Annotated in this window: 13 protein-coding genes; 10 read left to right on the forward strand and 3 right to left on the reverse strand. The window is 73.8% G+C overall.

What is annotated here, in order from left to right:
- Positions 1 to 6 precede the first annotated feature (6 nt).
- Entirely contained in the window at positions 7 to 1,149 is a 1,143-nt protein-coding gene (locus LUZ64_RS03440) for a glycosyltransferase family 4 protein (protein WP_095584118.1), read from the forward strand.
- Between the two features lie 139 nt (positions 1,150 to 1,288).
- On the opposite strand, the gene LUZ64_RS03445 is transcribed toward LUZ64_RS03440, so the two are convergent.
- Positions 1,289 to 3,085: an AMP-dependent synthetase/ligase gene (locus LUZ64_RS03445; RefSeq protein ID WP_095584117.1), complete on the reverse strand. Its 1,797-nt coding sequence runs from the start codon at positions 3,083 to 3,085 to the stop codon at positions 1,289 to 1,291.
- 269 nt (positions 3,086 to 3,354) lie between these two features.
- On the opposite strand from LUZ64_RS03445, the gene LUZ64_RS03450 reads away from it, so the two are divergent.
- The 6 genes from LUZ64_RS03450 (at position 3,355) to LUZ64_RS03475 (ending at position 8,629) form a co-directional block, all read left to right on the forward strand.
- Complete coding sequence (locus LUZ64_RS03450; protein ID WP_095584116.1) at positions 3,355 to 4,128, forward strand: metallophosphoesterase family protein; 774 nt, start codon at positions 3,355 to 3,357, stop codon at positions 4,126 to 4,128.
- A gap of 104 nt (positions 4,129 to 4,232) precedes the next feature.
- Positions 4,233 to 4,688: an SRPBCC family protein gene (locus LUZ64_RS03455; protein ID WP_095584115.1), complete on the forward strand. Its 456-nt coding sequence runs from the start codon at positions 4,233 to 4,235 to the stop codon at positions 4,686 to 4,688.
- Between the two features lie 126 nt (positions 4,689 to 4,814).
- Entirely contained in the window at positions 4,815 to 6,110 is a 1,296-nt protein-coding gene (locus LUZ64_RS03460; protein ID WP_095584114.1) for an ArsA family ATPase, read from the forward strand.
- Positions 6,111 to 6,210: 100 nt separating this feature from the next.
- Entirely contained in the window at positions 6,211 to 6,723 is a 513-nt protein-coding gene (locus LUZ64_RS03465; protein ID WP_095584113.1) for a DUF5304 family protein, read from the forward strand.
- Positions 6,724 to 6,833: 110 nt separating this feature from the next.
- A complete protein-coding gene (locus LUZ64_RS03470) occupies positions 6,834 to 7,775 on the forward strand; it encodes an ROK family glucokinase (protein WP_087928457.1) in 942 nt (313 codons plus the stop codon).
- Between the two features lie 92 nt (positions 7,776 to 7,867).
- The gene (locus tag LUZ64_RS03475; protein ID WP_095584112.1) at positions 7,868 to 8,629 is read left to right on the forward strand and encodes an endonuclease/exonuclease/phosphatase family protein; all 762 of its coding nucleotides are present in this window, start codon (positions 7,868 to 7,870) and stop codon (positions 8,627 to 8,629) included.
- A 143-nt stretch (positions 8,630 to 8,772) separates the two neighbouring features.
- Here LUZ64_RS03475 and LUZ64_RS03480 read toward each other — a convergent pair whose 3' ends face one another.
- The gene (locus tag LUZ64_RS03480) at positions 8,773 to 9,372 is read right to left on the reverse strand and encodes a hypothetical protein (protein ID WP_095584120.1); all 600 of its coding nucleotides are present in this window, start codon (positions 9,370 to 9,372) and stop codon (positions 8,773 to 8,775) included.
- A complete protein-coding gene (locus LUZ64_RS03485) occupies positions 9,365 to 10,135 on the reverse strand; it encodes an alpha/beta hydrolase (RefSeq protein WP_095584111.1) in 771 nt (256 codons plus the stop codon). Before LUZ64_RS03485 ends, LUZ64_RS03480 begins: the two co-directional genes overlap by 8 nt.
- Positions 10,136 to 10,247: 112 nt before the next feature.
- On the opposite strand from LUZ64_RS03485, the gene LUZ64_RS03490 reads away from it, so the two are divergent.
- The 3 genes from LUZ64_RS03490 to LUZ64_RS03500 are packed head-to-tail and all read left to right on the forward strand — an operon-like array spanning position 10,248 to position 12,927.
- Positions 10,248 to 11,009 carry a lysophospholipid acyltransferase family protein gene (locus LUZ64_RS03490; protein ID WP_095584110.1) on the forward strand — a complete coding sequence of 254 codons (762 nt, stop codon included), beginning with the start codon at positions 10,248 to 10,250 and terminating at the stop codon, positions 11,007 to 11,009.
- A 26-nt stretch (positions 11,010 to 11,035) separates the two neighbouring features.
- Complete coding sequence (gene macS / locus LUZ64_RS03495; RefSeq protein ID WP_372471985.1) at positions 11,036 to 12,259, forward strand: MacS family sensor histidine kinase; 1,224 nt, start codon at positions 11,036 to 11,038, stop codon at positions 12,257 to 12,259.
- Positions 12,256 to 12,927 carry a response regulator gene (locus LUZ64_RS03500; protein ID WP_095584108.1) on the forward strand — a complete coding sequence of 224 codons (672 nt, stop codon included), beginning with the start codon at positions 12,256 to 12,258 and terminating at the stop codon, positions 12,925 to 12,927. Before macS ends, LUZ64_RS03500 begins: the two co-directional genes overlap by 4 nt.
- Positions 12,928 to 12,964 lie beyond the last annotated feature (37 nt).

Raw genomic sequence — 12,964 nt, forward strand, 5'->3', positions numbered from 1 at the left:
GACGCGATGCACAAGACCCTCGTCGTCACCAATGACTTCCCGCCCCGCCCCGGCGGCATCCAGGCCTTCCTGCACAACATGGCCCTGCGCCTGGACCCCGCCGAGGTCGTCGTCTACGCCTCCACCTGGAAGCGCGGCCAGGAGGGCGCCGAGGCCACCGCGCGCTTCGACGCCGAACAGCCCTTCCAGGTCGTCCGCGACCGGACGACGATGCTGCTGCCCACCCCTCGCGTCACCCGCCGTGCCACCGAGCTGCTGCGCGAACACGGCTGCTCCTCGGTCTGGTTCGGGGCCGCCGCCCCGCTCGGGCTGATGGCCCCCGCGCTGCGCCGGGCGGGCGCCCGGAAGCTGATCGCCACGACCCACGGCCACGAGGCCGGCTGGGCTCAGCTGCCCGCCTCCCGGCAGCTGCTGCGGCGGATCGGCGAGGGCACGGACACGCTCACCTACCTGGGGGAGTACACCCGGTCCCGGATCGCCGCCGCGCTGACCGACGAGGCCGCCGCCCGCATGGTCCAACTGCCGCCCGGCGTGGACGAGAAGACCTTCCACCCCGGCTCCGGCGGCGCCGAGGTCCGCGCCCGCCTCGGCCTCACCGACCGCCCGGTCGTCGTCTGCGTCTCCCGGCTCGTGCCGCGCAAGGGCCAGGACACCCTCATCCGGGCCATGCCCCGGATCCTGGCCGCCGTCCCCGACGCGGTGCTGCTGATCGTCGGCGGCGGCCCGTACGGCGACGACCTGCGGAAGCTGGCCGAGGAGACCGGCGTCGCCGACGCCGTCCGCTTCACCGGCCCGGTGCCCTGGGAGGAGCTCCCGGCCCACTACGGCGCCGGCGACGTCTTCGCCATGCCCTGTCGCACGCGCCGCGGCGGCCTGGACGTCGAAGGGCTCGGCATCGTCTATCTGGAGGCGTCCGCCACCGGCCTGCCCGTGATCGCCGGGGACTCCGGCGGCGCCCCCGACGCCGTCCTGGACGGCGAGACGGGATACGTCGTCCGCGGCGGCTCCCCGGCGGACACCGCGGACCGTGTCGTCACGCTGCTCGGCGACCCGGAGCTGCGGCGCCGCATGGGCGAGCGGGGGCGCCGGTGGGTCGAGGAGCGCTGGCGCTGGGACCTCCTCGCCGAGCGCCTGCGGGAGCTGTTGTAAGAAACGGGGCCGGACGGGCTCTACGGGATCGCAGACAAACGCCGGACGGGCGGAAAACCCGGCCCGTCCGGCGTCCGAGGACAAGCCGTGACCGATACGGGCGACGGTCCCGCACCCCGGTCACGGTGAACACACCGCGCTACGCGCGGTAAAGCGCCTCGATCTCGTCCGCGAAGTCCTTCGCCACCACGTTCCGCTTCAGCTTCAGCGACGGCGTCACATGCCCCGACTCCTCCGTGAACTGCGCCGGGAGGATGCGGAACTTACGGACCGACTCCGCCTTCGAGACCGCCGCGTTGCCGTCGTCGACGGCCTTCTGCACGGCGGCCAGCAGCTCCGCGTCGTCCGCCAGCTGGGCCGGGGTCGTACCGGCCGGCTTGCCGTTGTCCTCCAGCCAGCGCGGCAGGAAGTCCTCGTCGAGCGTGATCAGCGCGCCGACGAACGGACGGCCGTCACCGACCACCATGCACTCGGCGATCAGCGCGTGGGCCCGGATGCGGTCCTCGATCACGGCCGGGGCGACGTTCTTGCCGCCCGCCGTCACGATGATCTCCTTCTTCCGGCCGGTGATCGTGAGGTAGCCGTCCTCGTCGAGGGTGCCCAGGTCGCCGGTGTGGAACCAGGCGTCCGAGAGGGCCTCCTTCGTCGCCTGCTCGTTGTTCCAGTAGCCCTGGAAGAGGTGCTCGCCGTGCAGCAGCACCTCGCCGTCGTCCGCGATCCGGACGACCGAGCCGGGCAGCGGCTGGCCGACCGTGCCGATCTTCTGCCGGTCCCACGGGTTGAAGGCCGTCGCCGCGCAGGACTCGGTGAGCCCGTAGCCCTCCAGGACCGTGAAGCCGATGCCCCGGTAGAAGTGGCCCAGCCGCTCGCCGAGCGGCGCGCCGCCGGAGATCGCGTGCGTGGCCCGGCCGCCGAGGACGGCGCGCAGCTTGCCGTAGACCAGCCGGTCGAAGATCGCGTGCTTGATCCGCAGGCCCAGCGAGGGGCCGGCCGGGCCGTCCTTCGCCCGGCTGTAGGCGATGGCGGTGTCGGCGGCCTTGTCGAAGATCTTGCCCTTGCCGTCGGCCTGGGCCTTGGCCCGCGCGGCGTTGTAGACCTTCTCGAAGACCCGGGGGACGCCGAGGATCAGCGTCGGCCGGAAGGCGGCCAGCTCTTCGGTGAGGTTGCGGATGTCGGGGACACAGCCCAGCTTGATCGGGGCGAGCATCGCCGAGATCTCCACCAGGCGGCCGAAGACGTGCGCCGTGGGCAGGAAGAGCAGCACCGAGGAGTCGCCGGTGTTGAACAGCGGCTTCAGCCGCTCCACCGCGTTGCCGCACTCGGCGAAGAACGCGCGGTGGGTCAGCACACAGCCCTTGGGGCGCCCGGTGGTGCCCGAGGTGTAGACGATCGTCGCGGGGGAGTCGGCGTCGGCCAGCGCGCTGCGCTCGTCGACCTCCTCGTCCGTCAGGCCCTCGCCCGCCGCGCGCAGCCGCTCGACGCCCTCGTCCTCGATCTGCCAGACGTGCTCCAGGGCCGGCAGCCGGTCGCGCACGGAGTCGACGAGCGCCTCGTGGGCCGCGGACTCGACGACGACGGCCACGGCGCCGGAGTCGCCCAGGATCCACTGGATCTGCTCGGCCGAGCTCGTCTCGTACACCGGCACGGTCACCCCGCCGGCGCTCCAGATCGCGAAGTCCAGCAGCGTCCACTCGTAGCGGGTGCGGGACATCAGCCCCACCCGGTCGCCCGGCCGCACACCGGACGCGATCAGACCCTTCGCCGCCGCCCGCACCTCGGCCAGGAAGGTGACGGCACTGACGTCCTCCCAGCGGCCGGCGACCTTACGTCCTATGACGGCGACGTCAGGGCGCTGCGCGGCGTTGCGGCGGATCAGATCCGTCAGGTTTCCGTCCGCAGGGACCTCGTAGAGGGCCGGAAGGCTGAACTCGCGCAAGACTGCTGCTCCTCGTCGGGCGCCGGCGCCGCCGCGTCTTCGAGGGGCGCTGCGTCGGCTGCGGTCCATGATCAGGCAAGGGGGGTAGTGGACTGCCCGGACGTTACCCACCGGTATCGCTTTCGAATAGGGGGTCGCGCCGAGATGTTCTCTGCGTCACATGCCACGGGACTGCTCTGCGAACCCTAGCCCCTTCGTTCGGTGACCCGGAAGTAACCGCAGGTCGGGGACCTTCCGGCGGACACGCCGCAGACCCTAGGGTGATCCGTATGCGAGGTGGCTTCAGGGTTCACGTGGTCAGTGACGTACACGGCAACAGCGAGGGCCTGCGCCGGGCGGGAGACGGCGCCGACGCGCTCGTCTGCCTGGGCGACCTCGTCCTCTTCCTCGACTACCACGACCATTCGCGCGGCATCTTCCCCGAGCTGTTCGGCGAGGCCAACGCCGACCTGATCGTGGAGCTGCGCACCGCCCGGCGCTTCGACGAGGCCCGTGACCTGGCCCGCAGCCTCTGGCAGGGGATCGACCGGAACGCCGCCATCGAGTCCGCCGTCCGCAAGCAGTACGCGGAGCTGTTCGCCGCCTTCCCCACCCCCACCTACGCCACCTACGGCAACGTCGACATCCCCCACCTCTGGCCCGAGTACGCCGCGGCGGGCACCACCGTCCTCGACGGCGAGCGGGTGGAGATCGGCGGCCGGGTCTTCGGCTTCGTCGGCGGCGGCCTGCGGACACCCATGCGCACCCCCTACGAGATCGACGACGAGGAGTACGCCGCGAAGATCGAGGCCCTCGGCGAGGTCGACGTCCTCTGCTCCCACATCCCGCCCGACGTCCCCGAGCTCTGCTACGACACCGTGGCCCGCCGCTTCGAGCGCGGCAGCTCCGCCCTGCTGGAGGCGATCCGCGCCACCCGCCCCGCCTACGCCCTCTTCGGCCACGTCCACCAGCCGCTCGCCCGCCGGATGCGGATCGGCGCCACGGAATGCGTCAACGTCGGCCACTTCGCCTCCAGCGGGACACCGTGGGTGCTGGAGTGGTGACGAGCGGCGCACGATAGCCTTCAGCGGCGGTCGTTCCAGGACCGAGCAGGCGCAGCACGGCAGGCCACAGCAGGCACAGGGACCGGTACGGAGGAGCCACGGAGATGGCGGAACACACCAGCTCGAGCATCACGATCGAGGCGACCCCCGCCGAGGTCATGGCGGTGATCGCGGACTTCGACCGCTACGCCGAGTGGACCGGCGAGGTCAAGCAGGCCGAGGTCCTCGCCCGCGACGAGGAGGGCCGCGCCGCCCAGGTGCGCCTGGTCCTCGACGCCGGCGCCATCAAGGACGACCACACGCTGGCCTACAGCTGGCCGGCGCCGGGCGTCGTCAGCTGGTCGCTGGTCAAGTCCCAGATGCTGCGGCAGCTCGACGGCTCGTACAGCCTGGAGCCCGCGGCCGGCGGCAAGCACACCGAGGTGACGTACCAGCTCACCGTGGACGTCAAGATCCCCATGCTCGGCATGATCAAGCGCAAGGCGGAGAAGGTCATCATCGACCGCGCCCTCGACGGCCTCAAGCAGCGCGTCGAGAGCACGGCGTCGGCCTCCTCCTGACCCCCCGCCGACCGGCCGGGCCGGCCCGCCCGTACCCTCCACGTACCACCACTCTCCCGGCCTCCCCACCGGCCGCCGACGGCGACGGTCCCCGGGAAACCACGTACCACTGCCGGAGGCTCCACCTTGCGTACGGTCCTCGTCACCGGTCCCGGCGGCGCGGGCCGCACCACGGCCGCCGCGGCCACGGCGCTCGCCGCCGCGCGCGAGGGCCGGCGCACCCTGCTCCTCACCCGCGACCGCGGCCCCGCCCCGGACACGGTGCTCGGCACCGCGCTGCCCCGGGGCGCGGCCGGCGGGGCGCCCTGGGCGGCGCCCACCGAGGTGGCACCCGGGCTGTGGGCCGCCCGCGTCGCCACCGGCGAGCACTTCGAGGACCGCGCCCGCGAGCTCCAGGACCGCGGCGCCTCCCTCTTCGACCTCCTGGGCGCCACCCCCCTCGACCCCGAGGAGCTCACCGAACTCCCCGGCGCCGAACCCCTCGCCGTCCTCGCCGCCCTCCGCGCCGCCCACGACCGGGACGGCCACTGGGACCTCCTCGTCGTCGACATGCCGCCCGTCCACGACACCGTCCGCCTGCTCGCCCTCCCCGAGCAGCTCCGGCGCTACCTGCGCCGGCTGCTGCCCCCCGAGCGGCAGGCCGCCCGCGCCCTGCGCCCGATGCTCGCCCAGCTCGCCGGCGTCCCCATGCCCGCCCAGCGGCTCTACGAGACCGCCGAGCGCTGGGAGGCCGAGCTCGCCGCCGTCCAGGACGTGATCGAGGCGGCCGGCACCACCGTGCGCCTGGTCGCCGAACCCGGCCCGCCCGCCGTCGAGGAGCTCCGCCTGGCCCGCGCGGCCCTGGCCCTCCAGGGCTGCCGCGTCGACGCCCTCGTCGCCAACCGGCTGCTCCCCGACCACTGCGCCGACGCCGCCGACCCCTGGACGGCCGCCCTCGCCGGTGAGCAGCGCACCGCCCGCAAGGAACTGCGCGAGGAGTTCCTCGTCGACGGCGTCACCGTCTGCGAGCTGCCCCACCTCGGCCGCGCCCCCCGCGGCCGCGCCGACCTCGCCGAGCTGGTCGACCGGGCCCGCTCCACCACCGTCGGCCGCGGCCTCGTCGCCGGCCGGGGCCTGACCGACGAGCTCGACGGCTGGGGCACCGCGGACGACGGCCCGGAACCCGACGCCTGGACCGTGGAGGACCGGCTGGCCGCCGACGGCGTACTGGTCTGGCGGCTCCCGCTGCCCGGCGCCCGGCGCGACGCCCTCGACCTCATACGCAGGGGCGACGAACTCATCGTCGGCGTCGGCCCGTTCCGCCGGGTGCTGCCCCTGCCGTCCGCGCTGCGCCGCTGCGCGGTCTCCGGGGCCGGGCTGCGCGACGGCGCCCTCTGCGTGCGCTTCACCCCCGACCCCGCCCTGTGGCCCCGGCCCTCCTGAGCCCCGGCCGGCCGCCCCGGTCCGGCCCGCGCGGCCCGTTCCCGACGCCCTTCCACCGTTCGGGTAACGTCGAAGGAAATTCCAGCCGTAGGAGTCCGCCATGAGCGATGCCAACGAGCGCCCCGCACCGCACGCGGAGGCCGCGTCCGACGCCTGGGAACAGGCCTGCGCCGAGGACCTCGCCGCCGAGCGGGCCCGCCGTCGCGAGGAGTACGGGCAGCCCCCCGGCAGCGCCGCCGAGGAGCTCCGCAAGCTCGTCGACGCCGTGGCCGAGAAGGTCTCCGCCTTCCAGCTGCCGCTCGCGGGCGCGGCCGCCCAGGACGTCGTCCAGCAGGTCGTCGCGCAGGCCAAGGCCGTTGTCGAGCCCGTCATCGAGCGCAACCCCGAGGTCTTCGACCACCTGGCGTCCGCCGGCTCCGAGCTGCTCGCCGCCTACCGCGCCGCCGTCCAGGGCCAGGAGGGCCGCTGGACCCGCGGCGGCTCCGCCGGGAAGCCCGCGGGCCCCGCCCGTGACTCCTCCGGCGACTCCACCGGGGGCCCCGCCGCGGGCTCCGAAGGCCCCCGGGGCGACGACGGGACGCCGGGCGGCTCCGAGCGCATCGACCTCGACTGAACCTCCCCGGTCCCCCTTCGGCTTCCCCATGGGCCATAAGGGCGCGGGAGGTCCCCCCACCTCCGGTACGGTGGGTCGCGGCGGGGTTCGAGCGAAAAACTGAGGGACACATGGGACTCACCATCGGGGTCGACATCGGCGGCACCAAGATCGCGGCCGGCGTGGTCGACGAGGACGGCAACATCCTCGCGACGTGCAAGGTGCCCACCCCGCCGACCCCCGAGGGCGTCATCGACGCCATCGCCGACGCCGTGCGCACGGTCAGCGCCGACCACGACGTCGAGGCGGTCGGCATCGGAGCCGCGGGCTACGTGGACGACAAGCGGGCCACGGTCCTCTTCGCCCCGAACATCAACTGGCGCCACGAGGCCCTGAAGGACAAGGTCGAGCAGCGCGTCGGCCTCCCGGTCGTCGTCGAGAACGACGCCAACGCCGCCGCCTGGGGCGAGTACCGCTTCGGCGCCGGCCAGGGCCACGACGACGTCATCTGCATCACCCTGGGCACCGGCCTCGGCGGCGGCATCATCATCGGCAACAAGCTTCGCCGCGGCCGCTTCGGCGTGGCCGCCGAGTTCGGCCACATCCGCGTGGTGCCCGACGGCCTGCTCTGCGGCTGCGGCAGCCAGGGCTGCTGGGAGCAGTACGCCTCCGGCCGCGCCCTCGTCCGCTACGCCAAGCAGCGCGCCAACGCCACCCCGGAGAACGCCGAGATCCTCCTCGGCCTCGGCGACGGCACGGTCGAGGGCATCGAGGGCAAGCACATCAGCGCCGCGGCACGGCAGGGCGACCCGGTCGCCATCGACTCCTTCCGCGAGCTGGCCCGCTGGGCCGGCGCGGGCCTGGCGGACCTCGCCTCGCTCTTCGACCCCTCGGCGTTCATCGTCGGCGGCGGCGTCTCGGACGAGGGCGACCTCGTCCTCGACCCCATCCGCAAGTCCTTCAAGCGCTGGCTGATCGGCGGCCAGTGGCGTCCGCACGCTCAGGTGCTCGCCGCGAAGCTGGGCGGCAAGGCCGGCCTGGTCGGCGCGGCGGACCTGGCCCGCCAGGGCTGAGCGCTCCCCGGCCGCCCCGGCGGCCGGGACCACGACGGCGAATCCGGCGGTGCCGGTCCGGCACCGCCCGGTGGAAAGGGTGTGTCCGGTCCATGACTACCGCTCTGCTGCCGGACCTCCCGGCGTCCCGTACCGAGCCGGACGGCTCGGCCGTCGTCCGTGTGCTCAGCTACAACATCCGCTCCATGCGCGATGACGTGGGCGCGCTCGGCCGGGTCATCCGGGCGTGCGCGCCCGACGTCGTCTGCGTCCAGGAGGCCCCGCGCTTCTTCCGCTGGCGCAAGGCCGCGGCCCGGCTCGGCCGCGCCTCCGGCCTGGTGTACGTCACCGGCGGCGCCACCGCCTCCGGCCCGATGATCATGTCCTCGCTCCGCGCGCACGTGGAGCGCACCGAGGACGTCCTGCTGCCCCGCACCCCGGGGCTCCACCAGCGCGGCTTCGCGACCGCCGTGCTCCGCTTCGGCCGGGCCCGGCTGGGCGTCCTCAGCTGCCACCTCAGCATCAGGGACTGGGAGCGGTACGAGCAGGGCGGGCTGCTCCTGGAGCGGCTGGCCGCGCTGGACGTCCCGTACGCCGTGGCGGCGGGCGACCTCAACGACCGCCCCGACGGCCGCACCTTCGGCCTGCTCGCGGGCGCCCTCCAGGACGGCTGGACGACCGAGCCGTGGGGGCGCGAGCACACGACGCGGCTGGGCGACCCGCTCCAGCGGATCGACGCGGTGTTCGCGACCGGGGGAGTGGAGTTCCTGGGATGCGGGGTTCCCATGGGGCTGCCGGGGGTGGAGGAACGGGACCTCAGGGCGGCGACGGACCACCTGCCGGTGCTGGCGGCCGTGCGGGTGCCGGCCGCGTAGCACGAGGCTCTGGCCAGGGCCCCGGACCTCGGAAATTCAGCCCGGCGGGCGTGTGAGGCCACCGCGCGCAGCGCGCGAAGGGGTCCCGGGGGCGGAGCCCCCGGTTGCGGGAAGGAGCGGGGCGGGGAGGAAGGCCCCCGTCACTACACCACCGCACCCCGCCCGGGGTCGTCGTCCTCCTCGTCCGTGTCCTTCATCCGGAGGACCAGCGTCGCGAAGCCGCCCAGGAAGCCGCCCACGCCCAGCGTCGTCACCCACCACGTCAGCTCCTGCCGCAGCAGGACCATGATCAACAGCAGCAACGGGCCGCCCAGCACCGCGATCCACGCGAACCGCGACGTCACATCGCCCGTGGGCAGCGGCGGCGGCTCCGGCGGGACGAAGTGGCCCTCCTCGGAGTCGTCGAGCGCCTCCTCGGACGGGGCGTCCCAGTCCCGGGGGCCGACCCCGGGCGCGTACACGATGAAGCTGCCGGGCCGCTCGGGCCGCGCCGGCTCGTCGGAGGCGGCGGGGCCGGACTTCAGCGGCGGCTCCTCCGGCCCCGTCGGGTCGGCGGCCGGGGGCCGGCCGCCCTCCGGAGCCGGGCGCGCGGCGGCGTCCAGGACGTCACCGGAGGCGGGCCAGCGCCCCGTCGCCGGGTCGGGCTGCTCGCCGTACGCGGCGACGAGCTCCGCCCACGCCGCGTCCTCGTCGAGCGGGTCCCGGCTCTCGTCGCGGTCGCGGTCCGCGTCGTGCTCAGCCACGGGGGGCCGCCCCGACACCCGCCGAAAGCCGGCTGATGAACGCGAAGGTCTCCTCGAAGATCAGCTCGGCGTCGTGGTCCAGGGTCGCCACGTGATAGCTGCGCTCCAGCAGCCGCTCGGTGACGTCCCGCGAGGAGACCCGGGCCAGGATCCGCGCCGAGTCGACGGGCGGCACCACATGGTCCTCGGGGCTGTGCAGCAGCAGCAACGGCTGGGTGACCTGGGGAAGTTCCCGGTCCAGCATGGTCAGGAAGCGGCGGAAGGAGTGCGCCGCGTGCAGCGGCACCCGGTCGTAGCCGACCTCCTCGCAGCCCGGCTTCGCGATGTCGCTGGCGATGCCCGACTTCGTCGGCAGCAGATGGCGCACCACCGGCAGCGCCTTGGCCGCCAGGCCGTGCACCTTGTTCGCGGGGTTGACCAGGACGATGCCGGAGACGTCCGCCCCGTGCTTCGCCGCCAGCCGCAGCGTCAGCGCCCCGCCCATCGACAGCCCGCAGACGAAGACCTGGGAACAGCGCTCCCGGAGATCCCGCAGGGCGCGGTCGACCTCCGCGTACCAGTCCTGCCAGACCGTGACCTGCATGTCCTGCCAGCGGGTGCCGTGCCCGGGCAGCAGGGGGAGGGAGACGGTGAGGCCGCGCTCCGCGAGGTGCTCGGCCCAGGGCCGTACGGACTGCGGGGAACCGGTGAAGCCGTGGCACACGAGGACGCCGACCTCTCCGCCGTCGTGGCGGAACGGCTCGGCGCCGGGGAGGAGCGGCACCGGAATCTCCGATCGGTGGAACGGGAAAAGGGGTCTGCCCCTCAGCGTACGCGGAGCGCCGCCGGGCGGGTAGGCAGGTTAAGGTCTCCTCGTCACTACAGGAGGTTCTCGGTTGTTCTACGGCGCTATGAAGCTGTCCATCGGCGGGTCGCTGAAGCTTGCCTTCCGGCCGTGGGTGGAGGGCCTGGAGAACATCCCGGCCGAAGGGCCCGCGATCCTGGCGAGCAACCACCTGTCGTTCTCGGACTCCTTCTTCCTGCCCGCGGTGCTCGATCGCAAGATCACCTTTATCGCGAAGCAGGAATACTTCACCTCCCCCGGGGTCAAGGGAAAGCTGACGGCCGCGTTCTTCAAGGGCGTGGGCCAGCTGCCCGTAGACCGTTCGGGCGGCCGCGGGGCCGGCGAGGCGGCGATCAAGAGCGGTCTCGAGGTGCTGGAGCGCGGTGAGCTCTTCGGCATCTACCCCGAGGGCACCCGTTCCCCGGACGGCCGCCTCTACCGCGGCAAGCCCGGCGGCCTCGCCCGCGTGGCGCTGCTCTCCGGCGCGCCCGTCATCCCCGTGGCGATGATCGACACCGAGAAGGTGCAGCCGCCCGGCAAGGTCCTGCCGAAGATGATCAAGCCGGGCATCCGGATCGGCCGGCCGCTGGACTTCAGCCGCTACCACGGCATGGACGGCGACCGCTTCATCCTGCGCTCGGTGACCGACGAGGTCATGTACAAGATCATGGAGCTCTCCGGCCAGGAGTACGTCGACATCTACGCGACCGCCGCCAAGCGGCAGATCGCGGAGGACGCGAAGCGGAAGGCCGAGGAGGAGAAGGCGGCGAAGGCCGCCGGACTCGACAAGGCGGGGAAGCAGCCCGAGGCGTAGCCCCGTCCGGGCTGGGGGGTTGGTCGATGACACCGCGCAGCGGGAAGCCGCGCGTCGTACGGATGTCGGTGGAGCTGCCGCTGTGGCGCGCGCTGACCGGCTACCGCGTTCTGACGCTCGGCTACGCCCTCGCACTGTTCGCCTTCAACTATCACGAGTACGTCCATCCGCTCGGCGGTGCGCTCTACATGGGCGTACTCACCCTGTGGACGGCACTGACCTGGAACCGGGTCTCCTCGCCGGAGCGCTGCACCAAGCGCTTCCTGACCGCCGACCTCACCATCGCGCTGGTCGGCGTGCTGCTGACCACCGTCGTCGACTCCCCGGAGCGCATCGACGGCGGCGCGGCCACCCTGCCGTCCATCTGGACCGGCGGCGCCGTGCTGGGCTGCGCCATCAAGGGCGGCTGGCGCTGGGCGGCCGTCGGCTCCACGCTCGTCGCCCTCGCCAACCTCGTCGAGCGCGGCAGCCCGGCCCGGGACACCGTCCACAACGTCCTGCTGGTGTGGGTCTCCTCCATCGCCATCGGCTACATCGTCGAGGTGGCCCGCGCCAGTGAGCGCACGCTCGCCCGCGCCCTCCAGATCGAGGCCGCGACCTGCGAGCGCGAGCGGCTCGCCCGCGACATCCACGACGGCGTCCTCCAGGTGCTGGCCATGGTGCAGCGCCGGGGCACCGCCCTCGGCGGCGAGGCCGCCGAGCTGGGCAGGATGGCCGGCGAACAGGAGATCGCCCTGCGCACCCTGGTGGCGGGCGGCCTGCTGCCCGCACGCGGCACCCCGGAGCGGTACACCGAGGCCGCCGGGCCGGCCGGGCCCGTACCGCCCGCCCGGCGGGCCCCCGAAGGCCCCTGCGACCTGGCGGCGCTGCTCGCCCCGCACGCCGGCCCCGACGTCTCCTTCGCCGGGCCCGGCACCGCCGTCCTGCTGGAGGCGGCCGCCGCGGCGGAGCTGGCCGCCGCCGTCGGCGCCGCGCTGGACAATGTCCGCAAGCACGCCGGCGACGGCGCGCGGGCCTGGATCCTGCTGGAGGACGAGCCGGACGCGGTGATCGTCACCGTGCGGGACGACGGCCCGGGCATCCCCGACGGCAGGCTCGCCGACGCGGAGCGGGAGGGGCGCATGGGCGTCGCCCTCTCCATCCGCGGCCGGCTGCGGGACCTGGGCGGCAGCGCGGAACTGCTGTCCGTGCCGGGACAGGGCACAGAAGTCGAATTGAGAGTCCCACGGGGGAGCGAGGCCGGCCGATGAGCGAAGAGCGGACCCTGAAGATCATGGTGGTCGACGACCACCCGATGTGGCGCGACGCCGTCGCCCGCGACCTGGCGGACGCCGGGTTCGACGTGGTGGCCACCGCCGGCGACGGCCCCCAGGCGGTGCGCCGGGCCCGGGCCGCCGCCCCCGACGTGCTGGTCCTCGACCTCAATCTGCCGGGCCTGCCCGGCGTCGCCGTCTGCAAGGAGCTCGTCGGCGAGAACCCCGCGCTGCGCGTCCTCGTCCTCTCCGCCAGCGGCGAGCACGCCGACGTGCTGGAGGCCGTCAAGTCCGGGGCCACCGGCTATCTGCTGAAGTCCGCCAGCACCGAGGAGCTGCTGGACGCCGTCCGGCGCACGGCCGTCGGCGACGCCGTCTTCACCCCCGGCCTCGCCGGGCTCGTCCTCGGCGAGTTCCGCCGCCTCGCCGCCGACCCCGCCCCGGCCGCGCCCGACGACCCCAAGGCCCCCCGGCTGACCGACCGCGAGACCGAGGTGCTGCGGCTCGTCGCCAAGGGCCTGTCGTACAAGCAGATAGCGGAACGGCTGGTTATTTCCCACCGCACGGTGCAGAACCATGTACAGAACACCTTGGGCAAACTCCAGTTGCACAATCGCGTGGAGCTCGTGCGCTACGCGATAGAGCGAGGTCTCGACGACGCCTGACGCTCCCCCCGGAGGCCGGGCGCCGTCCTCGGCTGAA

It is taken from the genome of Streptomyces albireticuli, from assembly GCF_021228125.1.
Classification (GTDB): domain Bacteria; phylum Actinomycetota; class Actinomycetes; order Streptomycetales; family Streptomycetaceae; genus Streptomyces; species Streptomyces albireticuli.

Bases quoted from the DNA above. Each gene is read 5' to 3' on its own strand.
- LUZ64_RS03500 (WP_095584108.1), top strand. From the start codon at position 12,256: ATGAGCGAAGAGCGGACCCTGAAGATCATGGTGGTCGACGACCACCCG.
- LUZ64_RS03475 (WP_095584112.1), top strand. From the start codon at position 7,868: ATGACTACCGCTCTGCTGCCGGACCTCCCGGCGTCCCGTACCGAGCCG.
- LUZ64_RS03450 (WP_095584116.1), top strand. From the start codon at position 3,355: ATGCGAGGTGGCTTCAGGGTTCACGTGGTCAGTGACGTACACGGCAAC.
- LUZ64_RS03440 (WP_095584118.1), top strand. From the start codon at position 7: ATGCACAAGACCCTCGTCGTCACCAATGACTTCCCGCCCCGCCCCGGC.
- LUZ64_RS03465 (WP_095584113.1), top strand. From the start codon at position 6,211: ATGAGCGATGCCAACGAGCGCCCCGCACCGCACGCGGAGGCCGCGTCC.
- LUZ64_RS03455 (WP_095584115.1), top strand. From the start codon at position 4,233: ATGGCGGAACACACCAGCTCGAGCATCACGATCGAGGCGACCCCCGCC.
- macS (WP_372471985.1), top strand. From the start codon at position 11,036: ATGACACCGCGCAGCGGGAAGCCGCGCGTCGTACGGATGTCGGTGGAG.
- LUZ64_RS03470 (WP_087928457.1), top strand. From the start codon at position 6,834: ATGGGACTCACCATCGGGGTCGACATCGGCGGCACCAAGATCGCGGCC.